The sequence below is a fragment of the Bradyrhizobium sp. Leo170 genome (genome assembly GCF_004296405.1).
Classification (GTDB): domain Bacteria; phylum Pseudomonadota; class Alphaproteobacteria; order Rhizobiales; family Xanthobacteraceae; genus Bradyrhizobium.
In genome coordinates this window covers 1-25,043 of record NZ_PSRR01000100.1, presented here as the reverse complement: position 1 = coordinate 25,043, position 25,043 = coordinate 1, and the positions used below count along the sequence as shown (strand labels likewise).

The following is a 25,043-nucleotide window of genomic DNA, read 5'->3' as shown; positions in this document are numbered from 1 at the left end:
CTAGACCCAGCGAAGCGATCCGATGCATCGGCAAGCCGGTCACGTCATGGCCATTGAACGCGACCGAACCCCGATCCGGATTCACCAGGCCAGTGATCGTGTTCAGCAGGGTGGTCTTGCCCGCTCCATTGGGACCAATGAGGCCAGTGACACGCCCCTTCGCAAACGAAAGCGAGCAATCGTGCAAAGCCGCGACACCGCCGAAGTGCTTGCTGAGATGCTCAACTCTCAGGAAGGCGCTCACCAGCCACGACTCCCCGGAACATCCGACATCACGCCTCGCTCGCGCGGGTCATGACAGCCCAAACACCACCCCACCGCCCCCTGATTAAAACTTGAACACATCCGCTTTTATAGTGTGCACGCACAAATTTGATCCTTTGCGAACGTTAGATTGCGCCCTTCCTGCAAGCAAATTTATTGTGCTTCGCGAAAAGCAAAGTTCTATTTATGATCTAGCCATGGGTCGCCCGCTCGAGATCAACCTCCTTCGCACGTTCGTCATGCTCGTGGAGGAACAGAGCGTGACTCGCGTCGCGCGACGGCTCAATCGAACTCAGCCCGCAATCAGTCTTCAGCTTGGCCGCTTGAACGACGCAGTCGGACGTCCGCTGTTCGAACGAGACCTTCGCCACCCGCGTCTCACGCGGCATGGAGAGATGCTGTTGCCCTACGCGCGCCAGATGCTGAAGATGCACGATGATGCATATTCGCGTCTTTCGAGTGAAGAGATCGCCGGCCGCGTGACGCTCGGCTGTCCAGATCTCTATGCCGCATTCCTTTTGCCCGAGACGCTTGCAAGCTTCAGGGCCGCGTATCCCGGGATCGAGGTCACGGTCCGCTGCGCACTCAGCGCACAACTCTCCGAGGAAATTTCGGCCGGGCGACTCGACGTTGCCCTTGCAACGCGGATGCCTACCGTTCATCCCAATGTCTCAAGCATCACACTTCTGCGTCATGAGCCGCTGGTCTGGCTTGGCGCGAAATCGGGACGGGCGTTTCAGGAAAAGCCGTTGCCGCTCGCTCTGCTTCCCGAGGGCAATCTCTACCGGGACTACGCCTTGCAAGCGCTCAACAATGCGAGTCGGGCATGGCGCATTGCCTGCGTTTCGGAAAGCATCGCCGGGATGGAGGCGATGGCGCTCGCAGATGCGGCCGTCATTGTGCTCGCAGAGTCGGTCAAGGTTGCAGGATTGCGTCGCCTGACCGAACAGGACGGGATGCCGCCGCTGCCGCCTGTCGAACTCGTGCTTTGGAGGCGCAAGACCGGAGCGTTTCCGGCCGCAGATCATCTGGCCGCTCATATCGAGCGCGATGTTGGAACAAATCCGGCGCGTCGACGTCAAGCCAAACTTGCCGAGGCGCTCTGAGCGGAAACATCAGCCCTGGCGCATGGCGTCCTGCGTCAGGCGGCCTCGTCTCGCAGGTGATACCAGCCATAAAGCATCCGCTGTCCGAGGCGACGAAACGGCGCGAATGGATGCCCAGGCAGTGGCGAGGTGAAGATAGGCAGGTCGTAGCCGCTGAATGTTTTCCCCGCGATCATCTGCGCCATGCGCCGGCCGGCCTGCGCCGAATAGGAAACGCCGTTCCCGCCATAGCCGAGCGCATAGACGAGCGCCTGCTTCGGGTCGGGGCGGAAAATGCGCGGCATCATGTCGTGGCTAACATCGACCCAGCCCCACCAGGAGTAATCGATTTCGATGCCGCGAAGCGTTGGAAATTTCCGATTGAGTCCCTCGATAAGGAGCTGAAGGTGCTTTGGATGAGTCGCGTCCGCGCCGGTGATGGCGCTGCGGCTGCCGATCTGAACGCGATTGTCCGGCAGCAGGCGATAGTAGAAACGAAGCGTTCTGGTGTCGGTGATGACCTGCTTGGTGCGAAAGCCGGTGGCTTCCAGCTCTGCAGCGGTCAGCGGCCGGGTAACGATCGAATTGGAGAGGATCGGCATGCATCGGCCATGCAGCGCCGGCGTCAATCCGAGCGAGGTGTAGGCGCCGGTCGCAATCGCCACCGCGCGCGCCTTGACCGTGCCGCCCGGCGTCTTCAGGAGAAATGCTCCACCGCGCGGCTCGATGTGGAGAACGGGGCTTGCCGGATGCACGCGCGCTCCGAGATCGCGGGCCATCTTGAGATAGCCGAACGCAAGTTTCGCCGGATGGACGCCGATGCCGAGCGGTTCGTGAATCGCGCCAACCGCTTCGGCGTCGGCGACGAAATCGCGTCGCACCTCCTCACGTGACAGGACGCGCGTCGTGGTGCCGAAAACGTCGTTCAGAACTTTCGATTCAGCGGCAATCTTTTCCAGGCGACGCTGGCGATGCGCGATATAGAGGTGCCCACCCGACTGCGGCTTGCAATCGATGGGGCTCTGGCGAACCAGTTCCTCGAACGTTGCAAACCCGTCTTCAATTTCCGCATGCATGCGGCGGGCGACATCCACACCCCAGCGGGCGATCCACTGCGAGTGCGTCAGCCGGCCGGCGGCATTCTGTGCCTGGCCTCCATTGCGCGTGCTGCATCCCCAGGCGACGCGATTGGCCTCCAGTATGGTGGCCTTGATGCCGTACTCGCGGGCGAGAAAGATCGCGCAGGCAAGGCCGGTGTAGCCCGATCCGATGATCGCGACGTCCGCATCGGTATCGCCGACGATCGGCCCGTCGGTTTCAGGCGGCTCTCCTGCGGTCGCGATCCAGTAGGTCGGCGCATAATCGCGGTTGTGCCCCGGACCCTCGGAGACCAAAGGATCATAATGAGGGTCGTAGGCCACGGCCGGCGCGGTCACCTGCACGTTCATCGCAGCACAGTCTCCTCCGTTGCAAGCGCGGGTAGCAGCGGACGATCCTTCCGGAACGCGCTCTTGGCGCAAATCTTGTCACCGCGGAAGGTGAACAGGTCGCACCCTTCCGCCTCGATGCGTTGGCCATCCCTTGTGGTGGCGCGAAAAATCCATTCGGAAATTCCACGATCGCCGAACACGGCGTGGCGGGTGCACTGCCAGCTCACATCGGGCATGCCGGTCCACGTATTTTCAAACGCGGCGCGGACCTCCTTGGTCCCAGTCAGACGGCGACCGCAGATATCGGGACCAGCGGCGGCATCAAATACGATGTCGTCCGTCATGCAGGCCATAACGGCGACACCATCGTGGCGGTTGAAGGCCGCGAACAATTCTTCAAGAAGATTTCGCCTGAGAGCTTCGAGCGTCGACATGTGGTTTTCCTGAGGGGCCGGCAGGCGCCAAGGCTTTGGTGTCAGGCGGCTCGGTCGCAAGCTGCCACAAGGCCGACGCCCCCCTTAGAACCAGATCGGCCGATCCTCTGTGACCAGAACTGGCCCGATGGTACGGCCTCGGCTGGCTCCTTCGACCGGCGCCGCATTCAAGCAATGTGACCGACGAGCGTCTCGATGCCGGAACGCTCCAATTGAAGAGTGCTCGCCGCCGGTGCGCGGTGATGGATGGGCATGTTTGATCTCACTGCGCGCCTGAGCGAGCTGGCCGCGTCGGCTTCGCTGACGCCGGCTGTCCTCATGGCAACCGCGTTTTCCGTCCTGGCTGCGGCGTTGTTGCGCGGATTTACCGGCTTCGGTTTCGCATTGGCTGCGGTCCCCCTGCTCGGCATGTTCATGCCGCCATCGCAGTCCGTTCCGATCGCGATCTGCCTGCAATTCATGGGCAGTACGCTGGACTTTCCGCGCGCCCGTCAGGATGGCCATTGGCCGTCGCTGCGCTGGCTGATCGTCGGAGCCGCTGCCGGATCGCCTGTGGGCGCGTTGGCGCTGAGCATCGTGCCTGCATCGGTGGCGCGCATCCTTATTGCCGCCATCACCATTGCGGCTGTGATCGCGCTCAACGGCGGCGCCCGCGTAGCACAGACGCCGTCAAAGGCGATGACGATGCTGGTCGGCCTGATCTGCGGGCTTTTCAATGGACTGGCGGCGATGCCAGGCCCGCCTGTCGTCATGTACTATATGTCGGGGCCGTTCGGCCGCGTGGCAGCGCGGGCCTCGCTCATGGTGTTTTTCCTGGCCACCTCGATCGCTGCGCTGATCAGCACCACCCTGGTCGGCTTGCTCGACCAGCGAGCCCTGTTTCTTTCACTGTTGGCGCTGCCGATCATGCTTGCGGGCACCTGGATCGGCGAGCAGGCGTTCCGCCGCGGCGGCGATGCGCTGCACCGCCAGGTCTCAATCGCAAGCCTCGGGCTTATCGCCATCGGCAGCGCGATCAAGGGCGTCAGCGAATTGATGTGACGAGGTTCAGCGGCCCGCAACCACCGATCCGAGGCGCTCCATGCCGGGCTCGATCCGGTCGGTGCGGATCGATGAGAAACCGAGCCGGAAACAATGGAGGGTTGCGGCTTCGTGCATCGAAAAGACATCGCCCGGCTCGATCACGACTCCCCTGGCGCGGGCTGCTTCGGCAAGCTGCGTGGTGTCGGTGCCTTCCGGACAGGAAACCCAATAGTTCGTGCTGCCGGCGGCACGGGTCCAACTGCAATTCGGGAGGAACTGCGGCAGCAGCCGGTCGAGCAGTTTCGCACGCTCCAGCAGCACGCGGGCGACCTGTTGCAGGTGTGAACGGTAATGGCCAAGACCGATGAACAGCGCCGCGACGCGCTGGTTGTTCAGAGGCGGATGGCGAAGCATGAGACGCCGCAGCGCCCGCAGCTCACGAATGACGGGCGCGGGCGCCACGACGTAGCCGAGCCGCAGGCCGGGCGCCAGGGCTTTCGACAGGCTGCCGACATAGAGCACCCTCTGGTCGACGTCGAGACTCATCAGCGGCGGCAGGCTGCTGCCCTCGGGGATCAATTCACTCTCGTAATCGTCCTCGATCAGCAGGATGTCCCGCGCCTTAGCGATCCTGAGCAGTTCGCGGCGCCGCTCGAGCGACATGGAAACGGCGGTCGGACATTGATGGCTGGCGGTGACATAGGCGAGCCTGCACTGCTCGAATGCCTCGTCGGGAACCAGTCCCTGCTCGTCAGTGCGCAGCGGCACCACATTTGACGTGAGCATGCCGAAAATATTGCGGGCGTCCGGATAGCCGGGATCCTCCATCCCGACAGGCGTATCGGCGGCCACGAACAGCTTCGCGATGAGATAGAGCGCGTGCTGGGCTCCGATCGTCATCATGATCTCGTCGGAACGGGCACGGATGCCCCGGCGCGGAAGCACCTGGCGTTGCAACTGCTCGATCAGGGCAGGATCATCGCCATCGATCATGTCCCTTGCCCAGTTGTTGATTTCGGGAACGCTCAAGGCAGCCCGCGCGCTTTCACGCCAGTCGTTGGTCGGAAACAAGCTCGGATCGAACTGGCCGAAGATGAAGGGATAGGGATAACTCTGCCAGTCAAGCGGCTTGACGATGTTCCGAAACTGCGAGGGACGCAGCGCAAAGCGCTCGGTCCAGCGGCTCTCATCGCTGCCCGCCGCGGCGAGCCCATTGCTTGGCACAGGCCCAATCTGCTTCGGCAGGCCGGCGACGAAATAGCCGCTGCGTTCCCGCGACACCAGGAAGTTCTGGTCCACGAGCTGCTCATAGGCGATGACGATCGTGTTCCGCGATACCTTGAGCAGCGCGGCAAGATCACGGCTCGATGGCATGCGAACCCCAAGCGGCAGGCGACCGTCCTCGATCGCCGTCACGATCATTCGCCGTATCTGGAGCTGCAGGAACGCGCCGGACCGATCCAGGCCCTGAAACAGCGAATTCCAGAACAGAACATCGCTAGGCGGAAGGACGCTTACCTGTCCAGTCGACTCACGCCGACGCAATGGCACCAATTTACCCATTGAAATCCCGTGCGGAAAAACCTCCGCAGTTGACCCGCAGTTGCAACAAAAAGGAAGCAAAATCCGCGCCATCGCGGGACGTGACGGGGCGGCTGCATGCCCCTGGCCCCATTTGTGCATGGCATCTGGCGCTTATCTGAACCCGCCCCGCGCATCAGGCTCGCAGCATCGACTTGGGAGTGCAAGAGTGAGCCAGGACACCGTCGTCTTCGCGGCGCGCAAGATCGTGACCATGAATCCATCACGGCCGTTCGCGACCCATGTCGCAGTGCGCGATGGGCGCATCGTGGCGGTCGGCGATGAGGTCGAGATCGCGCAGTTTGCCAAAGGCGGAGCGTTCGACGACCGCTTTGCGGACAAGGTCCTGCTTCCCGGCTTCGTGGAAGGCCATAGCCACATCATGGAAGGGATGATGTGGTCGCTGCCCTATGTCGGCGCCGGCGATCGCCGCTCGCCAGAAGGGAAACTGGTTGCGGGCGTCGGCTCGATCGATGCCATTGTCGCACGGCTGAAGGAGGCGGAAGCCGCCATCGGGGACGCCACCACGCCGCTGTTCGCCTGGGGGTTTGATCCCCTGCATATCGGCGGCCGCATGCTGACGCGGCAGGATCTTGACCGCATCTCGACGACCCGGCCCGTCATGGTGATCCATGCCAGCTTCCACATCAGCAATGTCAACACCATCATTCTGGAGCAGACCGAACTGCTCCGCGCGACCGACATTTCCGGCGTCGTTGCCGGCGCCGATGGCCTGGCGAGCGGCGAACTGCAGGGCATTGCCGCGCGTTTTCGCGTGTTCCGCGCATTGGGCGGCAATCCGTTGTCCGGAAATCTGACGCTTGCCGACGTCATGCGCTATGCCAATTCGGCCTGTGTGCAGGGCGTGACCACGATCACCGACTTGCATAACGACCTGGTCGACCAGACCGTCGATCTCTATCGGACCGCGACGACACAACCCGATTTCGGCGTCAGGCTGGTGCCGGCGCTTGCCTCGGTCTCACATTCGCCCGAACAGGCCATCGCCAAGATCGCGGCCTTGCGCGAAAGCAACAATGACAAGCTCCACTATGGCATCGTCAAGCTCGTGGTCGACGGCTCGATCCAGGGCTTCACTGCGCGATTGCGCTGGCCGGGCTATCACAACGGCGCGCCGAACGGGCTTTGGTACATCGCACCGGAGCAACTGCCGCAGCTCGTCGAGACCTATCACAAGGCGGGCATTCAGCTTCACATCCACACCAATGGCGATGAAGCGACCGAGCTGGCGCTGGACGCGATCGAGGCCGCCCAGACCGCGATGCCGCGCCCCGATCACCGCCACACTCTGCAGCATTGCCAGATGGCGGACGCTGCGCAGTTCCGCCGCATGAAGGCGCTCGGCGTCTGCGCCAACCTGTTCGCCAACCACATCTATTACTGGGGCGATTCACACTACGAGTTGACGATGGGGCCCGAGCGCGCCGCGCGGCTGGACGCGACGGGAACGGCGCAACGGATCGGCGTGCCCTTCGCGATCCATTCCGACGCCCCGGTGACGCCGCTCGCGCCGTTGTTCACGGCCTGGTGCGCCGTCAACCGCGTGTCGTCCTCGGGGCGCAAGCTTGGCTCCGAGATCGAGGCACTTACCATCGAGCAGGCGCTTGCGGCGGTCACGATCGGGCCGGCCCACACGCTGAAGCTCGACGGCATGATCGGCAGCATCGAGTGCGGCAAATATGCTGACTTCGCCGTGCTGGAAGACGACCCGCTTGCGGTCGCGCCGGACAAGCTGAAGGACGTCGCGGTCTGGGGAACGGTCGTGGGCGGCAAGGTGAGAAAGGCCCCGCGCGCATGAGGCGAGCGGCGCCCATTCCTGTCACCGTGATCGGCGGATTCCTCGGCGCCGGCAAGACCACCTTCCTCAATCGGCTGCTCGCGACCGCAACCGCACGCTATGCCGTGCTGGTCAACGACTTCGGCGAGATCAATGTGGACGCCGCGCTGATCGAACGGCATGACGGCACTACCTTGTCGCTGTCCAATGGCTGCGTCTGCTGCAGCATCGGCTCAGGATTCCTTGAAACGCTCGGACGGCTTCTGGATGGCGGCGAGCGGTTCGAGCGCATCATCATCGAGGCGAGCGGCGTCGGCGATCCCTGGCGGATTGCAGAAATCGCATTGGTCGAGCCCGACTTGCGGCTCGACGGCGTCATCGTTCTCGCCGACGCGACGCGGATCACGGAGCTGATCCATGATCGACGCGTCGGAGACACGGTCCGCGGTCAATTCGCCAAGTGCGATGTGGTTTTGCTCAGCAAGAGTGACCTCGCAGACGAAGCTGCGCTGCAGGCGGCCCGAAGCGCAATCCAGACCGTCCGGCCGGATGTGCCCATCGACGTCCTCTCGCGCGACACAAGGCCTGACCTGTTGCTGATCGCCAGAAGCCGAAGATCGCGTTTCCGCGCCGAGGGCGTGGAGGAAGACTCGCTCGATCACGAAAAGAACTTCAAGCGCTGGACCTACCGGCGGGACGGCGCGTTCGACCGGAGCCGGCTGGCAAGAGCAATTGAAGCGCTGCCGCCGCAGCTATTGCGCCTCAAAGGCGCGTGCCGCGTCTCGGGCGAGGTCGCGTCGCTGGTATTTCAGATGGTCTCGAGCGACTGGTCATTGTTACCCGCAACCAGCGAAGATCTCGACCCGGCACCGATCGCGCTTGTCGGAATAGGAACGTCCGACCTGCCCTCCGACGCCGATCTCGAGGCCATTCTCGATGGTGCGCTCGCGCGCTCGTTCGTCTCATGAGCAGCGAGGCAAGCATGTTTCTCATGGCACCGCAGAGGTGCCAGCTCTCGAATAGTCAACCATGAAAGCGGATTTAGCCATGTCGATCAGAAGATATCTTTTGCTTGGAGCGATAGGACTATTTGCGATCTGCACCACCTCTCACCGCTCGATCGCGCAGACGGCCAGCAGCAACGCGGCGGTGATCGCGACCACGCAAGTTCCCCGGCACTTCAACGGCGCGGTGCAATCCGGCCTCGCCACGGCCATGCCGAGCTCGCAGATCTTCGCTAGCCCGTTGCGTTACGACGACAACTGGAATCCGCAGCCTTATCTCGCCCAATCCTGGGACGTCGCGCCGGACGGCCTGTCGGTGACGCTGCACCTGGTCAAGAACGCGGTGTTCCATGACGGTCAGCCGGTGACGTCCGAGGACGTCGCATTCTCGATCATGGCGATCAAGGCCAACCACCCGTTCCAGACGATGCTGGCGGCGGTTGAAAAGGTCGATACGCCGGATCCATCCACGGCGGTGATCCGTTTGTCGCACCCAAGTCCGTCGCTGCTGCTCGCGATGTCGCCGGCCTTGATGCCGATCCTTCCGAAGCACGTCTATGGCGACGGTCAGGACTTGAAGGCCCACCCCGCCAACCTCAAGCCGATCGGCTCCGGACCGTTCAAGCTGACGGAATACAAGCAGGGCGAGTACTACACGCTGGAGAAGTTCGACAAGTTCTTCATGCCGGGTCGGCCCAAGCTGGACAAGATCGTGGTCCGCATTGTCTCTGACCCCAACGCCGCACTGGTGTCGATGGAACGGGGCGACGTCAACATTCTGCCATTCGTCGCCGGCGTCCGCGACATCGACCGTCTGCAAAAAGCCTCAAACATCGTCGTGACCGACAAGGGCTTTGCCGGAGTCGGACCGCTCAACTGGCTGGCCTTCAACACCAAGAAGAAGCCGCTCGACGACGTGCGCGTCCGCCAAGCGATCGCCTATGCGGCAAACCGCGATTTCATCGTCGGCAAGCTGATGAGCGGCAAAGCCGCCCCCGCAACCGGACCGATCGCACCGGGATCTCCGCTCGAAGAGAAGGCCGTCGACAGCTACAAGGTCGATTACGCCAAGGCCGCCGAGCTGCTCGACGCGGCCGGATATCCGAAGGGCGCCGATGGCTCGCGCTTCGGGCTCACGATCGACTATATTCCGGGCGCGGACGAGCAGCAGCGCAATGTCGCCGAATATCTTCGTTCGCAGCTGAAGCGTGTCGGCATCAACCTGGAGGTCAGGGCGGCGCCGGATTTCCCGACCTGGGCCCAGCGCGTGTCGAACTACGACTTCGACCTGACCAGGGACACCGTGTTCAACTGGGGCGACCCCGTGATCGGCGTCAACAGGACCTATCTGAGCTCGAACATCCGCAAGGGCATCATCTGGTCCAACACGCAGCAATACAGCAACCCGAAGGTCGATGAATTGCTGCAGGCGGCCGCCGTGGAAACCTCTCCGGAAAAGCGGAAAGCGCTCTACTCGGAATTCCAGAAGATCGTGGTGAAGGACGTACCGATCTACTTCATCAACGCCACGCCCTATTACAATGCGTTCAGCAAGGGCCTGGGCGGGCTGCCGACCTCGATCTGGGGGATGATGTCTCCGCTGGACGAGGTGCATTGGGAAACGCCGCCGAAGACCTGAAACCTGTGACCTAAGATCCTTGCGATAAGACCGAGCTCATGGCCTTCGTCACCCATTTCCTCCGGCAGATCGTGAACGCCCTGGCGCTGCTGCTTGCGGTGCTGGTGCTCAACTTCTGCCTGATCCATCTGGCCCCGGGTGACCCGGTGCAGGTCATCGCGGGAGAGATGGGTGGCGCATCGGCCGAAGTCGTGGCCGCGCTGCGCGCCAAATACGGCCTCGACCATAGCCTGCCGGAGCAGCTCGCCACCTATCTCGGCAAGGTGGCGACCGGCGATTTCGGCTACTCCTACTACTTCAACCAGCCGGTGCTGGAGCTGATCGCGCAACGGCTGCCGGCGACGCTCTATCTCGCGCTCTGCGCGCTGGTTCTGGCGGTCCTCATCGGCACCCTGCTCGGCGTGATCAGCGCTCGCCGCCCGAACGGCATCGTCAGTCATGCCGTCACGCTGTTCTCGCTAGCCGGCTATGCCGCGCCGATCTTCTGGACCGGCTTGATGCTGCTACTGCTGTTCGGATCGATCTGGCCGGTGCTTCCCGTCGCGGGCATGAACGACGTCGTGCATCCCCGGCAGGGACTTGCTCATGCCATCGACGTCATGCGCCATCTGGTATTGCCGTCGCTGACGCTTGCGCTGGTGTTCATTGCGCAGTACAGCCGGCTCGCGCGGGTCAACATGATCGACGCTCTGTCCGCGGACTATGTCCGCACCGCACGCGCCAAGGGCCTGCCCGAATGGATTGTGGTCGGAAAGCATGCGTTGCGGAACACGCTCATTCCAATCGTGACCGTCGTCGGACACCAGTTCGGCAATCTATTCGCGGGCGCAGTCCTGGTGGAGACCGTGTTCAGCTGGCCGGGCATGGGGCGCCTGGTGTTCGATTCCATCCTGCGGCGCGACTATCCAACACTGATGGCGGTGCTTTTCTTCTCGGCGGTGATGGTAATGGTCGCCAACATTATCACCGACCTCGTCTACCGCCTCATCGATCCGCGCATTCGAACGGGACAATCATGACGACGCTTGAGACGTCGACGCCTCTCACTGTCGAATCCTCCGGCCAGCCGGCACGACGCGCGGCATCGCCCGGACGCGTGGCGTTCCGGCAGTTCCTGCGCAGCCCCTCGGGCGTGTGCGGCGCGTGCCTGCTCATCGTGATCATTCTGGGGACCGCGATCGGCCCGGTGGTCTATCCGGTTGACCCGCTCGATCTCGTCGGCGGTCCTTTCACGCCGCCGTCCGCCGACGCATGGCTCGGCACCGACTATCTCGGTCGGGACGTGCTGGCCGGCTTAATCTACGGCGGACGCGCAAGCCTTGCCGTCGGCGCGGTGGCCGCGTTGATCACGATCGCAATTGGTCTGACGGTGGGCGCATTGGCAGGCTTTTTCGGCGGCGCGATCGATGCCGCGCTGGTGAAGATCACCGAGTTCTTCCAGATCCTGCCGCCACTCTTGTTTGCGATGGTGCTCGTCACTCTGTTCGGCCAGAAGCTCACGACCATTACGCTCGCCATCGGCGCGGTCAGTTGGACCTCGGCGGCTCGCCTCACCCGCGCCGAGTTTATGCGGTTGCGCAACCTGGATTTCGTCAAGGCCTCGCGCGCGGCCGGCGCGGGCGATGCATATCTGATGCTGCGTGTGCTGCTGCCGAATGCCCTGCCACCCGTCATCGTCTCGGCGACCCTCGCCATCGGCGTCGCCATCCTGTTCGAGGGAGGCCTGAGCTTTCTGGGCCTTGGCGATCCCAACACCATGAGCTGGGGGTTGATGCTCGGCCAGAACCGCAACTATGTGCTCGACGCCTGGTGGGCGGTGATCTTTCCCGGCACCGCGATTTTCCTAGCGGTGCTGTCGATCAGCCTGGTCGGCGACGGCGTGAACGACGCCATCAACCCACGCCTGCGCCGGAGGATGTGATGAGCGCGCTGCTGAAGGTGGAAAATCTCAGCGTCGGCATGCGCGGCAGCACGGGTGAAGTGGTGCCGGTGCTCGAAAACCTCTCGTTCTCGGTCGAGGCCGGGCGGACAATGGCGCTCGTTGGCGAATCCGGCTGCGGCAAGAGCATGACCGCACTGGCCATCATGCGGCTGCTGCCGGAGGATTTCGTTGTCACCGGCGGCCGGATTTTGCTGGAGGACGAGGACATCCTGTCGGCATCGCCCAAGCGGATGCGCAGCCTGCGCGGCAACGGCATCTCGATGATTTTCCAGGAGCCGATGACCGCGCTCAATCCGCTGTTCACGGTCGGCGATCAGATCGCCGAAGTATTGCGCTGGCACTGCCGAGCAGGCTCGGCCGAAGCCGAAGAACAGGTAATCGCCCTGCTCCGCGCCGTGCAGATTCCTGCTCCCGAGCAGCGGGTGAAGGCCTACCCGCACCAGCTCTCAGGCGGCATGCGCCAGCGCGTGATGATCGCGATGGCGCTCGCCGGCCGGCCGAAGCTGCTGATCGCCGATGAGCCCACCACGGCCCTGGACGTGACGGTGCAGGCGCAAATCTTCAACTTGCTCGCCGATCTGCAGCAGGAAACCAAGACGGCGATTGTCCTCATCACCCACGATCTCGGTGCGGTTGCAGAACTCGCCGACAAGGTCTCGGTGCTCTATGCGGGGCGCTGCATCGAATCCGGCGACGCCGACAGTGTGGTACGCCATCCATGCCATCCCTACACCAGGGGTCTATTAGGCTGCGTGCCGCACCTCAAACTGGGATGGCGATCGCCGCAGGCATGGTCGGACCTCGCCGAAATTCCAGGGATGGTGCCGCCGCTGGGCGCGCGCGGGCCGGACTGCGCCTTCTTGGCAAGATGCCGGGACGCGAGCGAGCTTTGCAGGTCGCGTCTCCAGCCCGCACTGGAGCCGATCGCAGACGACCATGCGGTGTCCTGCTGGCGAAAATCGGAGCTGGCCGCATGACTGCGCTCCAGGCTGCCGCGCCACCCGCTTCGTCGGAGTTTGTCCTCAATGTGAACGATCTCGTCGTTCACTTCGAGGCTGGCAGGAAGCGGCCCCTGCAAGCCCCCTCCTTCGTGCATGCCGTCGACGGCGTCAGCTTCCGCGTCAGGCGCGGCACCAGCTTCGGCATTGTCGGCGAGAGCGGCTCCGGAAAGTCCACGACGGCGCAAGCGATCATGAGGCTCGTTCCCGCGACCTCCGGCCAGATCGTATTCGGTGACCGAAATATCCTGGACTTGACGGGCAACGGCCTGCGCAAGGTGCGCAAGCATTTGCAGATCGTGTTCCAGGATCCGTTCTCCGCGCTCAATCCGAGACGACGCGCCGGCGATCAAATCCGCGAGCCGCTCGATCTGTTGGGCATCGGCGCCGCCGGCGAACGCGACGACCGGGTGCGCCGGCTGCTTGGCGAGGTCGGACTTCCGTCGGACGCGGCCAATCTCTTTCCTCACCAATTCTCCGGCGGCCAGCGCCAGCGGCTTTGCATTGCCCGGGCGCTGGCACCAGAACCCGACCTGATCGTCTGCGATGAAGCCGTCTCCGCCCTCGACGTCGCCATCCAGGCCCAGATTCTAAACTTGCTGAAGCGACTGCAGCGCGAGCGACAGCTGACCTATATCTTCATTTCGCACGATCTCGGCGTGATCCAGCAATTCTGCGATGAGATCGCGGTGATGTATCTCGGCAAGATCGTCGAACAAGCGCCTGCCGCAACCATCTTTGCCGAGCCGCGTCACCCCTACACATGGTCGCTCATTGCCGCCGCCGCCCCGCCCGGCCCGACCCGGGACACGCTGAAGCAGCACTACCTGGTCAAGGGAGATCCGCCGAGCCCGGTCGACCCGCCGCCAGGCTGCCGGTTTGCGCAGCGCTGTCCATCGGCCATCGACCAATGCCGCAAGAGCTTGCCGCTGCCTGAATCAATCGGAACAAATCACTACATCGCCTGTCATCGCGCGGCAGAGCTCGTGCCACCGAGTTTTGAGGATTAACCTCGCAGGCGTCACCTTCCCGGCTTCGAGCCGCCATTAAGGAAGGCCTTGGCAGCCTCGCCATGCAGTGCTCGAAGTCGTGCGAGAATCGAAAGGCTGCAATTGCGGCCGCCGCTGGCAGAGCTACGACATCTAACAGTACATAACCCACAATTTCCGGTATTCTGGGCGGCCTCAGCTCGTTCAACGCGACTGCACCCAAACCTAAGGAGCTCAACATGAGCAGTACTCAGGCCCGCAGAGAAATGAGCCGACTCGATGTGATCCGCCTTTTTGCCTTCAGCATGCTGTTGATCCTCCCTGCGACTTCCCGGGCGCAACAGCTCCCACCGATTGCCGAACAAATGGCAAAGACCTACGGCGTTGATTCGTTTGGGCAAATCGAGGCAATCCGCTACACTTGGAACGCCGAATTGCCCGGTGTCAAACTGACTCGCAGATGGGAGTGGAGCCCGAAGACCGACACGGTCTCCTACGAGGGGAAAGACAAGGAAGGCAACCCGGTCAAGGTTACCTATCAGCGCTCGCAACTCAGCGGCCAAAGCGACGCCGTAAAGAACGAAATCGATCCGGCATTCATGAATGATCAATATTGGTTGATCCTCCCTTTCCACGTCGTGTGGGACGGCCCCACCGTGACCGATGAGGGCACGCAGAAACTGCCGCTGGGTGACGCTTCCGCTGAACGGCTCGTGGTGAAATATCCTTCGGAGGGTGGCTACGACCGCGGCGACACCTGGGATCTGTACGTTGGCCCGGACAAGCAGATAAAGGAGATCGCCTACCACCGCGGCGGAAACAAGCCGCCCAAACTGGTGATCGCGACGTGGGCGGGCTACAAGAAGGCTGGCCCACTCCTGATCTCAACAGATCACCGCGGGACGTCCGACGGAAAGCCATTGCAGCTTTCGTTTTCGGATGTGTCGGTTAAGCTGACGGGATCAGAAAACTGGATCAGCGCGCAATGAACATCGGAGAGGTTCGTTCGAGCCACTGATTGTGTGTTTCACAGATCAGTCGTCCCGGTTCTCGATCCGGTCGTTCGCAACAGCGGGTTGGCGCGCTGTCGAAGCGTTCAATGCAGCGTAATGATTGCATGTTCTGCTGCGTAGTAGCCCAGGTAGGCGCACCTCTCGATCGTTCGCGCGGTGGTGCGCCTTACGCAGAGTAGCTATCCAAATCTCTGGAGCACCCGCTTATGTCCAACAATCCCTTCACCAATGCGTGGCAATTCCTGACCGCGAATACGGGTGATTATCTCCGTCTGGGAAACTGGCGCTACTTAGTCCTGGCGCTGTTCTGGGTCCTGCTGCTCGCCGGCATTGCAGTGGCCTTCCAGAATTGGCGAGAGGATTCGGAGCAACGCACCGGCCGATACTTGGGAATCTGGCTGGTCCGAGTCCTGATCGGCTGCATGTGGTTCCAGGGGATGTTGTGGAAACTGCCGCTGCCCGTGTCCGACGGCCTGCAATACTGGACCGAACAGGAAACGACCCACGCGGCCTTCGAGTTTCACCGCACGTTCATGAAGGATGTCGTGTTGCCCAACATGACGATCTTCGGACCAATTGTCTTTCTTGCCGAGCTGGTGTTCGCCGCATCGATGATGCTTGGCCTTGCCGTGCGGTTGGTTGGCGTGCTGGCCATCGCCTATGTGCTGCAACTGTGGCTCGGTCTCTATGGCAATCCGGCCGAGTGGCCGTGGACGTACATGTTCCTGGCCTTGCTGATGTTCCTGTTTGTGCTCGAGGGCGCCGGCCGCAGTCTCGGCTTCGATGCGTGGCTGCGCCGCAACGTGCCCGCCGTGCGCGACGGAAAGGGGCTTCTCGGCTGGTTCTTCAACATCGCGAGCTAGCCTTCACCGATTTGTGTGAGAGACGAGCAGATGATGGCATTGACCCGCGCAGCGACGCTAGTTGTGGCGCTGGGCGCAACTTGCGCACATGCTGCTGACATCAGTTATCTGGCGCCGCCAGGAGTCCCGGCAAAGGAATTCCCCTCTCCGCGGCGCCCGGTTGCGCAGATCGTCGGCCCGAGCCGCGCCTCCGAGGAGCGCCGCGACGCCAGGGATGAGGCCGGCGAGATCGCCCGTCTTCTAGAACTGAAGCCAGGCATGACCGTCGGCGACATTGGTGCAGGCAGCGGCTACCACACGGTCCGGCTGTCGCGCCGCGTCGGCTCGGTGATCGCCCAGGACGTGAGGCGGGATTACCTCATCGCGCTCGCCAAGCGAACGCAACGCTTGAAGCTGACAAACGTCATATTCGCGCTGGGCGAAGCACACGACCCTCGCCTGCCCGCTTCCTCACTGGATGCCGCCATCCTCGTGCACATGTATCACGAGATAAGCCAGCCCTATGCCTTCCTCTACAATCTCGCGCCCGCCCTAAAGCCAGGTGCTCGGGTCGGCATTGTCGACCTCGAGCTTCCGACATCGGAACACGGCACGCCGATCGAACTCTTGCGCTGCGAACTTTCCGCCGTCGGCTATCGCGAGATCGCAAGATATCAGCTCGCAGGCGATGGCGGATACCTGGCAGTGTTTTCGCCACCGGAGCCGGTGGGTCGAAAATCTCCGCGGGATATCATTGCCTGCGAAGATCGCGCTGGCACGCGCTGACAACCGCTCCCAGCAATCATCGTTCACGAGGCGTTCGCAGCTCGAGCGCGAGGCGAACAAACGTCGTCGAAATGGACCAAGCCGCCTTAATGCCGGCGATGAGATTGCCGGAGACCTTCGATACGCCGCCGATCCGGCGCCGCTGCCCGACGGCGATTTCCAGCGCCGGCAGGCGGGCGGCCGCGACGCGCATCAGCATTTCCAGGTTCCAGCCATATGTCTTTTCCTTCATGCCGAGATGCATGAGTTCGTCCCGACGGATGGCGCGAAATGGCGACAGGTCGGTAAAGCTCGCGCCATAGACGAGGCGCAGGAGTATCCTGCCGATGTAGCCCGCGAAGAGCTGCTGTGGGGCCAGGCTCCCAGGCTCGCGCAAACCGCGAACGCGCGAGCCGAGAACGAAGACGGCTTGCCCGGCGACAATCGGCGATACCAGATCGGGAATGAATTCAGCAGGATCGCTGCCATCGCCATCGAGGAAGACCACAACGTCGGCATCTTCGCGCGCTTCGGCGATGCCCGCCTGGATCGCGCGGCCGTAGCCGGGCCGTGGCTCGACAATCACGCGAGCTCCCGCGGCTTCCGCTCGTTCAGTCGTACGGTCCTGTGAGCCGCCGTCGACAACGACAACCTCGCTTACATTCTGCGCCAGCACCGCGGTCACGACCTGGCCAATCGCCGTTTCCTCGTCGAGGCACGGAATGACCGCCGAGACGACCGGGTGACGCCGTGCGCCGATCTCATTGGTCACCTCGTTCACAGGCTCCAGCGCAGGCCGCAATTGGCACAGCTTTTCGGCGGCTTGTCTGAAAGGAGCGCCGTACGAAAGTCGCGATACGCAGGCCCGTTCCAGATCTCCCGGAGGGACTGCTGCCTCGCATGGCCGAGCGTATAGTTGTCGTAGCCATGCTGCGAAAACGGCGCGATGCAGCAGGGCAAGACCCGGCCGTTGGCCGTGAAATACATCAACGACCACGGCCGCCGGCACGGCGACCAAGGCGAACCGTTGCCGCTGCCCTTCAAACTTAGCCCCGGCTCGCTCGCCGCGCCCGATGCACTGAAGGTTATGCCGAGGGAACGCGCCAGCTCCTCGGCCTGCTTCAGATAGACTGCTTCCTCCTGGGTCAGGCGCTCGAACAGGGCCTGATCCGGACGCGCCTTGCCGATGGCCGCTTCCGTGAAGAACACAAGCCGTTGCAGATAGACTTCCTTGACACCGATCCCGGCTGCAACTTTCACAAATGCCGGGAGTTCCTCAACAGTCTCCTTCAGGCCTGTGAGCCACAGGGAAACCTGCGGTCTGGTGTGCCCCTCTCTTTCCTGCAGCTCGCGAAACGCGCGCACGTTGCGGATGATGCGGCCGAAATAATCCCTGCCACGGATCGCCTTGAAGCTCTCGCGGTTTGACGCGTCGAGCGATACACGCAGCTCATCAAGCTCGGCGTCGATCAGCGCACGGCCATTGCGCTCACTGAGGACCGTTCCATTGGTGTTGAACAGGACGTAAATGCCGCGGTCCTTCAGGTATCTGACCATCCGGGGCAGGTTCGGGACCAGCATCGGCTCGCCGACGCCGTGCAGAACGGCGCGCGCGAGAGTGGGTACCTGATCGACAATCGACGTGAACAGATCCCAGTTCATGTCGGCCGGCGGCTCGAGTTCCTCGTAGGTGCGCGGGCACGTGGTGCACAGCAGATTGCATCGATTGGTCACTTCCAGATAAAGGCAGACCGGCGGACGCTGGGCGATATCGGTACGCTCCGCCGTGATCGACTCGTGATAGCGGCGCGGGTCGAACGGCGCTCGCGTACCTGTCCCCGTGCCTTCGCCGGAGAGGCTCATCGTGATTCCCCTTCCTCTGCTATCCGCTGCATGCGCGTCCTTAAGGCGGTAACAGCCAAAGCCAGCAAGAGACCTCCGAACAGAATCGACTTGGTCACCATTCTTGGAATGTAGAAATCCCAGTCGAGCTGCTCGGACAATAACAGCGCGCCAATCGACACGACCCATGTTGGCGCGGAGCCGCACAGGGCGGCGAACGGCGCGACGATGAGAAAATACCAGGGATAGTTAGGCGACAACAACAGGAGGGTGATGAGTAACAGCATGTTGATGTCGGCGAGACGCGAGGCGACCGTGCGATCAGAGCTGCGGGCCACGGAGAGCCCCTTGAACACCAGGACCAGCGCGGCCAGGACGACGTAGGCGACAACGTCACCTTGATGCTCACCAAACACCAGGCGCCAAAGCGACAACAGCCAGAGATCGTTGCCGGCACTGATGCCCTCTTCCGTCAGATAGCCTTTGGTCAGGAATCCGAGAACTCCCCAGCCGACCGACAGATAGGGAAGATAACAAAGCGCGACGGTAGCGATCACGACGAGCGGCATTTTAAGATTCCACGGTCGCCAGATCCCGGCCAGCACGGGCGCGACATATGGTTTCACCAGCATCGAAAACGCGATCAACACGGCTCCGCGGAGAGCGTGACCAGTCAGGGCAATCCACAGGCCCAGCAGCATGAGTGCAACCATCAGCGCGTCGACATGGCCGCTGTTGGCAATCTCCCACAGGGGAAGTGGGTGCCAGAGATAGGCGACCACGCGCGTCACCGGGCGGTTCATACGCCGCAGCAGGAGCATGATCATTGTGACGGTGATTGCCTCGCACCCCAGCAGCGCGAGGCGCATCACAGTCACGCTTTCACCGAACCGGGTAACAATGAGGAAGAAGAACTGCGCGACGGGCGGATAGATGGTTACGGCCGTATCAGCCCGGTTGATGTGAGGAAAGATCATCCCGTCGCGCAGAAACGCCAGCGCTTCATCGGCTGGCATATAGCGATAGGGATTGATGCCCGCAGCCTGCACCTTGCCATCCCAGACATAGCGATAAATGTCACTGGACAGAAGCGGATCGAACAGCAGCGCATAGACTCTCAGCGCAATCCCAAGCCCAAAGATAAGCCATAGCGCTCGATCATGTGGCGCGCGCTCGACCAGGCGTGTCGCTACGATCGTCAGCAGACCTGCGGCGATGGTGAGAGCGATGAAGGCATTGTCGCCGTAGCTCTGGAAGGCAAAGGGCGTCACCAGGGTCAAAACGCCCAGGAGGGTGCCGATCCCGGCCAACAGGTGAAGCGGCGGCAAGTTGTTGGCGGAGCGCATCAGCCGACCGAGTTGGACCGCGATAGCTCCTGGCATTGCCGTCACGGGCTTATCTGCGGCGCCGCCTTCATAAAGGCCCGGCTCGCCGCGGCAAAGCCGCCACCACGAAACCGGCTCGAATGGCCGGCCAGTTCGTCCTGTAGCCAACGCAACGTTTCAATATCGTCGACGTCGTACCATTCCGGAAGCAACGTCGTGGCAAGCCCGATTTCGGCAGCGCGCTCGCATGTACTGCGAGCGACCGTCTCTGTTCCCCATGCGATCTGCGTAAACAAGTGCTTGTGCGGATGCTTCAAGCCGATGAGATAGTAGCCACCGTCGCTTGCTGGCCCAAGCACCACCCGGTCTCCGGGTTGGCGCAGCGTTTCAACAGCCTGAGTCAGCAAACGCGGCGGCAGGGTCGGGCTATCACCATTGACGAGCACGACGCAGTCATGTCCGGCAAGCAGGAGCGCGCGCGTAGCGCCAAGCAATACGTGCCCTAGATCGTCGCCAGCCTGCAGCAACAGTCCGAACCCTGCCGGAAGCAGCTGCTGCATGATGTCTTCGGCGCCCGCTGGGGCATAGACGCCGTAGCCGCGCCTGCCGAGCACCTCGGGTACCGCCTCGATTGCTGCCGCGACATCGCGTACGAAGCAGGCGGATAACTCTGACGCTGCAACCTCGCCAATGGCCGTCGCAAGCCGCGTCTTTGAGCGGCCAGGCTGCGGCGCCTTGCAAATGATCCCGAGCGCCGCGATGCTCATCGCAGCCATGACTGCAGGCGAGCGGCGGCGATCGCGATCAATTGAAGCGCGTCATGGCTGCCGTCCGCTTCGCCCTTTTCAAAATCGCCGTCGACACGTCCCATTTGATTTGTCACATGGGCAAAACAGACGACGGATCTTTGTCGGACTTGCGCGAACGCGTAAAGCGCAGCGGCTTCCATTTCGACTGCCATCAGGTTCCGTTCGCGCATTCCGTCGATCGCCGGCTGGGTTTCCCGGAACGGTGCGTCAGTCGTCCAGGTCGCCCCGGTGAGCACCGGCACGGAAAATTCGTCGAAGGCGCCATTGAGCGCCGAGATCAATCCGGCATCAGCATGCGAATAGTCGGACGCCGCCATGTAGTGATAGCTGGTACCTTCGTCGCGCAGCGCGCGTTCGATGGTGATGAAATAAGGCGGCGGGCGTACCGGCACGATCTGTCCAGAGGAGGTGACGCTGATCAGGAGTTTGCAGCCCGATGCGAACATTTCCTCCGCAATCAGCACCGCGAACGAGGCGCCGACGGCGCAGCCGACAATCCCAAAACAAATCCCGCCGCGGCTAAAAGTGTAGAGCTGGGTGTGGTAGCAGGCCCATGCCGGTTCGAGCCGGGCTTCGCCACGAGCGAGCAGGCTACGCACGATGTCGCCATCAGGATCGAGCACGCAGACGTCGGGAATGCAGGAGTCCGTAATCCGCTTTTGCCTGCGCGCTTCGCGCAGCAGATTTTCCGGCGTGAATGCGGACGGCTGCGCGTAGTGTTTTTGCGCGAGGATGGGCGGAACCCCGCCATCATTGATCGCCATCACCAGACAAACCTTGTCACGCTGTTGCCGGTTATTGGTAGCGTTCTCCCCGGCAGCGGGCAAGCGCCGCCAAGGTCTCGCCGACGTCACAAAAAAATAGATTTCAGGTGATGTAACAAGACGGCTTTGAAGAACGTAATGACGACGCTCTGTACTGGCTGTTGGTAGGCAACGGCCTGCCGAACCCGAAGCTATGTTGATCCGATGGCGCGGGTCGCGTAGCATCGGTCGCAAAGGTAGCGGATCGATATTTTCGAACTTGGTAGCCAATCACTAGCTGTCGAGGATCGTCATGAATCACGAGACCGCAGTTTCGAATGCCAAAGAAATCGCCGATCGCATTCTCGCACCGGCAGCCAGGCAAAACGACAAGGAAGCTCGATTTTCGTCCGAGGCAATCGCGGCGCTTGGTCCGGCCGGATTGCTGGGAGTCATGCTGCCAACTGAGATAGGCGGCTCGGCCCTGGGACCCCGGACCCTGGCTGCCGTCATCGCGACGCTTGCAGAGGCGGACGCGTCCGTCGCGATGGTTTACTTGATGCACATGAGTGCTACCGCAATGATTGCGGCGGCCCGTCCGGGTGCCACGGTCGCTCAGACGCTCAAAGACATTTCGGCCGGAAAACACCTGACCACCCTGGCATTCAGCGAAGCTGGATCACGCAGCCACTTCTGGGCACCCGTCTCGCGAGCGAAGCGAAACGCTGACAACGCGCGCCTCACGGCCAAGAAATCATGGGTGACCAGCGCCGGCCATGCGCAAAGCTACGTTGTTTCGGCGCTCGCCCCTGAAGGCATGAGTCCAACGGATTCAACCCTTTATCTTGTCGCCAGTAGCACACCCGGACTGTCGGTCGCCGGCCCGTGGGATGGTCTTGGGTTGCGCGCCAACGCTTCCGCGCCGATGACCCTTGATGATTGCGAGGTCGCAGCTGGTTTCCAGCTGACCGACGATGGCGCAGGGTTCAAGGCAATGCTGGAGGTCGTGCTTCCGCTATTCAACCTCGGAGCGTCGGCGGTCGCGCTTGGTCTTTGCCGGGCCGCGCTGGCGGGGACCGCGGCGCATCTCAATGGCGCTCGCTTCGAGCATTTGGGCCAGACCCTCGGCGAAAGCCTGCCGACCCTTCGCGCACAGCTTGCGACAATGCAGATTGACACCGATGGGCTTGCGGCGCGCGTCGACGATCTCGTCGATCATCTTGAGCGCCCCCGAGACACCACCATGCTGCGCGTGCTCGAGAGCAAGGCGGCGGCAGGTGATGTTGCCATCGCCGTTACCTCGGCAGCGATGCGGGTGTGCGGAGGCGCCGCGTTTTCCAAGCATCTGGCCATCGAGCGATTGTTCCGCGACGCCCATGCGGGCGCTGTCATGGCGCCAACAGGCGATGTTCTGCGCGAGTTCATCGGCAAAGCCGTATTGGGAATACCGCTGTTCTGAGCGGGAGAGCGTTGCGCCGCGAGGCAGCGCTCGCATCGCGATCGATCGCATTTGAATATTGAGCCCGAGAAGCGAGATGCAATCATGAACCAGACGATCTGGGTAGGCGCCGTCGCTTATGATCCAAAGGTGGTTGGTATCTGGGAGGGCATGCGGCGCTACTTTCTGGAGGAAGCGGGTCTCCCCGTCGAGGTGGTGCTGTTTCAGAGCTACGAGGCGCAGGTCGCTGCCCTCCTGGCCTCGCCCGGCGATCGGCTGCCGCGCATCGACATCGGATGGAATACGAACCTCGCCTATATCCAGGCCGACGCCTGGAGCGAGCATCGTTGCCGACCGATCGCGATGCGCGATACGGATGTGGGCTGGATGACCAAGATTGTCGCGGTCACCGGTGGGGCCGTCGCTACCCTCGCTGATCTCAAGAGCCGCACCCTGGCGCTCGGTAGCCGCGACAGCGGTCACGCGGCAATCCTCCCGGTTTACTTTCTGCAGCGCGAGGGACTGGTTGAGGTGAAAGACTACCGAACCCTGCGCTTCAATAGCGACGTCGGGAAACACGGAGACACGGGTACGAGCGAGTCCGAGGTCGTTCGTGCGGTCCTCGACGGCCGCGCCGATGCCGGCGCAATTGGCAGCCCATTCTGGAACGCTGTGCGCAACGAGCGTCTCGTACCGGAAGGCGCGCTGACCGAGATCTGGACCTCGCCACCCTACAATCACTGCATGTTCACGGCGCGGTCGGATCTGGACCCCGCCTTGGAGCAGCAGTTTGCCAAAGCTCTGTTCGGGATGAACTTCGACAACCCGGCCCATCGTCCTGTGCTCGAAGCGGAAGGGTTGCGCGAATGGATAGCGCCGCAGCTTGAAGCATACGGTGAGTTGCGGGAAGCCTCCGCGCAACAAGGCTTCTTAACGCGGCCTTTGACCTAGCGGCCGACCCAAAACCCGATACAGCTCTAAGCGCAGTCTGCGCCTTCAGGCGCAATTGAAGATCGTTGCCAACCGGCGCTGATGCTCAGATTCGAGATCGAAGGCACGGCGTACAGCCGCGAACGATTCAGCGAGTGGAAAGATTTCGCGGCTGACCAGCAGATCGTTGTCCTCGGCTCCGACCGGATGCCAAAAGACGCCTTCCGCCGTAATCGTCACCTCGGGAACCAAGTCTGCCCTTGCCAAGGCGATGCCCTGCGTGGCGGAACCTCGCAGGGCAATCCGCCTGATCACCCGGTTCTCCTCGCTAACGTGATGGGCGTCAAGGAAGCTGCGGAACTCCTCGGCCTCCGCATCCGTCGACAGCGTCGCCGCCAATCGCACGCGGAATCCTTCAGCCCGGGCGCGCTCGATTCCCTGCCACGCGCGCGCCCATGTCCCATTTCCACGATGGCTCTCGTGGCGCTCCGGCGTGGGGCTGTCGAGGCTAATCTGCAAGGTTACGCGCTCGCGCGGCAACGCACGCAGCGTTTCGAGCCGACTTCCGGCAAACAGCATGCCGTTGGTGAGGACCGTAGTAGGCGCCGCCGCAGCACATGCGGTGAGGATCTCGCCAATATCCGGCAGCATGAACGGCTCACCGCCGGTGACAAAAATCTCGCTCACGCCGAGTTCCCTGGCCTCGATCGCGATCCTGCGCACCCGCTGGACGCCTAGCGCGCGCCGCGGAGCCTTGGGTGACGAGCGCACGCAGCAATAGTCGCAGCTGAGGTTGCAATCGAAGTTGGTGTAAAGCCATAGTCGAGAGCCGACAGGCCGATCTTCTCCTACATTCTCGGGGGCCTCTCCGTACCGAAGCACCCATCGCGTGCGACCGTCTTCGACCGCAGTGTCGACCAAACTGTTGCGGGTGAAGCGACACCATGCCTCGAGATCGGAGCCGATGTTCGGATCGCTGCTGATCACGGCGACGAGATCGCCCTTACGGCTGCGGCGTAGCGCAGCGATCAAATCCGGCAGGAGGCCCGAGGCAAATGTCTTACTGCCGGCGTCGAGCTCGACGTTCGCATTCGTCTTCATGCGTAAATCCATGGTCCTCCAGACGTTCAACGTCTACCGCACCAGTTT

25 protein-coding genes are annotated in these 25,043 nt (G+C 62.4%); 15 read left to right on the top strand and 10 right to left on the bottom strand.

The genetic code is table 11. The features are described 5' to 3' along the window. On the bottom strand, positions 1-244 hold a 244-nt coding region (locus CWO89_RS18595; RefSeq protein WP_130580208.1), incomplete at its 3' end, for an ATP-binding cassette domain-containing protein. A 91-nt stretch (positions 245-335) separates the two neighbouring features. Here CWO89_RS18595 and CWO89_RS18590 point away from each other — a divergent pair. Further along, positions 336-1,370: a LysR substrate-binding domain-containing protein gene (locus CWO89_RS18590; RefSeq protein WP_165421231.1), complete on the top strand. Its 1,035-nt coding sequence runs from the start codon at positions 336-338 to the stop codon at positions 1,368-1,370. A gap of 35 nt (positions 1,371-1,405) precedes the next feature. Here CWO89_RS18590 and CWO89_RS18585 read toward each other — a convergent pair whose 3' ends face one another. Together CWO89_RS18585 and CWO89_RS18580 are read right to left on the bottom strand one after the other, a co-directional pair. Next, on the bottom strand, positions 1,406-2,797 hold the full coding sequence (locus CWO89_RS18585; protein WP_130580206.1) for an NAD(P)/FAD-dependent oxidoreductase: 1,392 nt from the start codon (positions 2,795-2,797) through the stop codon (positions 1,406-1,408). Continuing rightward, the gene (locus CWO89_RS18580) at positions 2,794-3,213 is read right to left on the bottom strand and encodes a nuclear transport factor 2 family protein (RefSeq protein WP_130580205.1); all 420 of its coding nucleotides are present in this window, start codon (positions 3,211-3,213) and stop codon (positions 2,794-2,796) included. The genes CWO89_RS18585 and CWO89_RS18580 overlap by 4 nt, the downstream gene beginning before the upstream one ends. Before the next feature lie 252 nt (positions 3,214-3,465). Between CWO89_RS18580 and CWO89_RS18575 the strand changes: the two genes are divergently transcribed. Further along, positions 3,466-4,254 carry a sulfite exporter TauE/SafE family protein gene (locus tag CWO89_RS18575; protein ID WP_130580204.1) on the top strand — a complete coding sequence of 263 codons (789 nt, stop codon included), beginning with the start codon at positions 3,466-3,468 and terminating at the stop codon, positions 4,252-4,254. 6 nt (positions 4,255-4,260) lie between these two features. Here CWO89_RS18575 and pdxR read toward each other — a convergent pair whose 3' ends face one another. Continuing rightward, positions 4,261-5,799 (bottom strand): MocR-like pyridoxine biosynthesis transcription factor PdxR, encoded by a 1,539-nt coding sequence (pdxR, locus tag CWO89_RS18570; RefSeq protein WP_130580203.1) that lies wholly within the window; start codon positions 5,797-5,799, stop codon positions 4,261-4,263. 187 nt (positions 5,800-5,986) lie between these two features. Between pdxR and CWO89_RS18565 the strand changes: the two genes are divergently transcribed. The 10 genes from CWO89_RS18565 to CWO89_RS18520 all read left to right on the top strand — a co-directional run bounded on the left by CWO89_RS18565 (position 5,987) and on the right by CWO89_RS18520 (position 16,828). Further along, positions 5,987-7,636 (top strand): amidohydrolase, encoded by a 1,650-nt coding sequence (locus tag CWO89_RS18565; RefSeq protein WP_130580202.1) that lies wholly within the window; start codon positions 5,987-5,989, stop codon positions 7,634-7,636. Further along, on the top strand, positions 7,633-8,583 hold the full coding sequence (locus CWO89_RS18560; protein ID WP_130580201.1) for a CobW family GTP-binding protein: 951 nt from the start codon (positions 7,633-7,635) through the stop codon (positions 8,581-8,583). The genes CWO89_RS18565 and CWO89_RS18560 overlap by 4 nt, the downstream gene beginning before the upstream one ends. A gap of 79 nt (positions 8,584-8,662) precedes the next feature. Then, complete coding sequence (locus CWO89_RS18555; RefSeq protein WP_130580200.1) at positions 8,663-10,258, top strand: ABC transporter substrate-binding protein; 1,596 nt, start codon at positions 8,663-8,665, stop codon at positions 10,256-10,258. Between the two features lie 38 nt (positions 10,259-10,296). Continuing rightward, a complete protein-coding gene (locus CWO89_RS18550; protein WP_130580199.1) occupies positions 10,297-11,277 on the top strand; it encodes an ABC transporter permease in 981 nt (326 codons plus the stop codon). Then, a complete protein-coding gene (locus tag CWO89_RS18545; RefSeq protein WP_130580198.1) occupies positions 11,274-12,179 on the top strand; it encodes an ABC transporter permease in 906 nt (301 codons plus the stop codon). Before CWO89_RS18550 ends, CWO89_RS18545 begins: the two co-directional genes overlap by 4 nt. After that, a complete protein-coding gene (locus CWO89_RS18540; RefSeq protein WP_130580197.1) occupies positions 12,179-13,177 on the top strand; it encodes an ABC transporter ATP-binding protein in 999 nt (332 codons plus the stop codon). The genes CWO89_RS18545 and CWO89_RS18540 overlap by 1 nt, the downstream gene beginning before the upstream one ends. Beyond that, positions 13,174-14,208: an ABC transporter ATP-binding protein gene (locus CWO89_RS18535; RefSeq protein ID WP_130580196.1), complete on the top strand. Its 1,035-nt coding sequence runs from the start codon at positions 13,174-13,176 to the stop codon at positions 14,206-14,208. Before CWO89_RS18540 ends, CWO89_RS18535 begins: the two co-directional genes overlap by 4 nt. Positions 14,209-14,426: 218 nt before the next feature. Further along, entirely contained in the window at positions 14,427-15,176 is a 750-nt protein-coding gene (locus CWO89_RS18530) for a hypothetical protein (RefSeq protein ID WP_207234516.1), read from the top strand. A 230-nt stretch (positions 15,177-15,406) separates the two neighbouring features. Beyond that, entirely contained in the window at positions 15,407-16,063 is a 657-nt protein-coding gene (locus CWO89_RS18525) for a DoxX family protein (RefSeq protein WP_130580195.1), read from the top strand. Between the two features lie 30 nt (positions 16,064-16,093). After that, positions 16,094-16,828 carry a class I SAM-dependent methyltransferase gene (locus tag CWO89_RS18520; protein WP_130580194.1) on the top strand — a complete coding sequence of 245 codons (735 nt, stop codon included), beginning with the start codon at positions 16,094-16,096 and terminating at the stop codon, positions 16,826-16,828. 16 nt (positions 16,829-16,844) lie between these two features. Here CWO89_RS18520 and CWO89_RS18515 read toward each other — a convergent pair whose 3' ends face one another. Genes CWO89_RS18515 through CWO89_RS18495 form a run of 5 tightly spaced genes read right to left on the bottom strand, consistent with a single transcriptional unit; the run spans position 16,845 to position 21,817 of the window. Beyond that, positions 16,845-17,579, bottom strand: a complete 735-nt coding sequence (locus CWO89_RS18515) for a glycosyltransferase family 2 protein (RefSeq protein WP_207234515.1) — start codon at positions 17,577-17,579, stop codon at positions 16,845-16,847. Between the two features lie 5 nt (positions 17,580-17,584). Beyond that, a complete protein-coding gene (locus CWO89_RS18510) occupies positions 17,585-18,670 on the bottom strand; it encodes a radical SAM/SPASM domain-containing protein (protein WP_130580193.1) in 1,086 nt (361 codons plus the stop codon). Next, positions 18,667-19,995, bottom strand: coding sequence for an MptA/MptB family glycosyltransferase (locus tag CWO89_RS18505; protein ID WP_165421230.1), 1,329 nt, complete (start codon positions 19,993-19,995; stop codon positions 18,667-18,669). Before CWO89_RS18505 ends, CWO89_RS18510 begins: the two co-directional genes overlap by 4 nt. A 41-nt stretch (positions 19,996-20,036) precedes the next feature. Further along, positions 20,037-20,741: a TIGR04282 family arsenosugar biosynthesis glycosyltransferase gene (locus CWO89_RS18500; protein WP_207234514.1), complete on the bottom strand. Its 705-nt coding sequence runs from the start codon at positions 20,739-20,741 to the stop codon at positions 20,037-20,039. Beyond that, entirely contained in the window at positions 20,738-21,817 is a 1,080-nt protein-coding gene (locus tag CWO89_RS18495) for a nucleoside phosphorylase (protein ID WP_349644889.1), read from the bottom strand. The genes CWO89_RS18500 and CWO89_RS18495 overlap by 4 nt, the downstream gene beginning before the upstream one ends. A 22-nt stretch (positions 21,818-21,839) precedes the next feature. On the opposite strand from CWO89_RS18495, the gene CWO89_RS18490 reads away from it, so the two are divergent. Both CWO89_RS18490 and CWO89_RS18485 read left to right on the top strand, forming a co-directional pair. Next, positions 21,840-22,985, top strand: a complete 1,146-nt coding sequence (locus CWO89_RS18490) for an acyl-CoA dehydrogenase family protein (RefSeq protein ID WP_130580190.1) — start codon at positions 21,840-21,842, stop codon at positions 22,983-22,985. An 84-nt stretch (positions 22,986-23,069) separates the two neighbouring features. Beyond that, positions 23,070-23,915, top strand: a complete 846-nt coding sequence (locus CWO89_RS18485) for a phosphate/phosphite/phosphonate ABC transporter substrate-binding protein (protein ID WP_130580189.1) — start codon at positions 23,070-23,072, stop codon at positions 23,913-23,915. A 45-nt stretch (positions 23,916-23,960) separates the two neighbouring features. Here CWO89_RS18485 and CWO89_RS18480 read toward each other — a convergent pair whose 3' ends face one another. Then, the gene (locus CWO89_RS18480; RefSeq protein WP_207234513.1) at positions 23,961-24,881 is read right to left on the bottom strand and encodes an Rv1681 family radical SAM protein; all 921 of its coding nucleotides are present in this window, start codon (positions 24,879-24,881) and stop codon (positions 23,961-23,963) included. Between CWO89_RS18480 and CWO89_RS46990 the strand changes: the two genes are divergently transcribed. Continuing rightward, on the top strand, positions 24,859-25,043 hold a 185-nt coding region (locus CWO89_RS46990; RefSeq protein WP_207234512.1), incomplete at its 3' end, for a hypothetical protein. The genes CWO89_RS18480 and CWO89_RS46990 overlap by 23 nt on opposite strands.

Coding starts and splice junctions, on each gene's coding strand:
- CWO89_RS18585 (WP_130580206.1), bottom strand. CDS start 2,797: ATGAACGTGCAGGTGACCGCGCCGGCCGTGGCCTACGACCCTCATTAT.
- CWO89_RS18580 (WP_130580205.1), bottom strand. CDS start 3,213: ATGTCGACGCTCGAAGCTCTCAGGCGAAATCTTCTTGAAGAATTGTTC.
- CWO89_RS18575 (WP_130580204.1), top strand. CDS start 3,466: ATGTTTGATCTCACTGCGCGCCTGAGCGAGCTGGCCGCGTCGGCTTCG.
- pdxR (WP_130580203.1), bottom strand. CDS start 5,799: ATGGGTAAATTGGTGCCATTGCGTCGGCGTGAGTCGACTGGACAGGTA.
- CWO89_RS18560 (WP_130580201.1), top strand. CDS start 7,633: ATGAGGCGAGCGGCGCCCATTCCTGTCACCGTGATCGGCGGATTCCTC.
- CWO89_RS18555 (WP_130580200.1), top strand. CDS start 8,663: ATGTCGATCAGAAGATATCTTTTGCTTGGAGCGATAGGACTATTTGCG.
- CWO89_RS18550 (WP_130580199.1), top strand. CDS start 10,297: ATGGCCTTCGTCACCCATTTCCTCCGGCAGATCGTGAACGCCCTGGCG.
- CWO89_RS18545 (WP_130580198.1), top strand. CDS start 11,274: ATGACGACGCTTGAGACGTCGACGCCTCTCACTGTCGAATCCTCCGGC.
- CWO89_RS18540 (WP_130580197.1), top strand. CDS start 12,179: ATGAGCGCGCTGCTGAAGGTGGAAAATCTCAGCGTCGGCATGCGCGGC.
- CWO89_RS18535 (WP_130580196.1), top strand. CDS start 13,174: ATGACTGCGCTCCAGGCTGCCGCGCCACCCGCTTCGTCGGAGTTTGTC.
- CWO89_RS18530 (WP_207234516.1), top strand. CDS start 14,427: ATGAGCAGTACTCAGGCCCGCAGAGAAATGAGCCGACTCGATGTGATC.
- CWO89_RS18525 (WP_130580195.1), top strand. CDS start 15,407: ATGTCCAACAATCCCTTCACCAATGCGTGGCAATTCCTGACCGCGAAT.
- CWO89_RS18520 (WP_130580194.1), top strand. CDS start 16,094: ATGATGGCATTGACCCGCGCAGCGACGCTAGTTGTGGCGCTGGGCGCA.
- CWO89_RS18510 (WP_130580193.1), bottom strand. CDS start 18,670: ATGAGCCTCTCCGGCGAAGGCACGGGGACAGGTACGCGAGCGCCGTTC.
- CWO89_RS18505 (WP_165421230.1), bottom strand. CDS start 19,995: ATGCGCTCCGCCAACAACTTGCCGCCGCTTCACCTGTTGGCCGGGATC.
- CWO89_RS18500 (WP_207234514.1), bottom strand. CDS start 20,741: ATGAGCATCGCGGCGCTCGGGATCATTTGCAAGGCGCCGCAGCCTGGC.
- CWO89_RS18490 (WP_130580190.1), top strand. CDS start 21,840: ATGAATCACGAGACCGCAGTTTCGAATGCCAAAGAAATCGCCGATCGC.
- CWO89_RS18485 (WP_130580189.1), top strand. CDS start 23,070: ATGAACCAGACGATCTGGGTAGGCGCCGTCGCTTATGATCCAAAGGTG.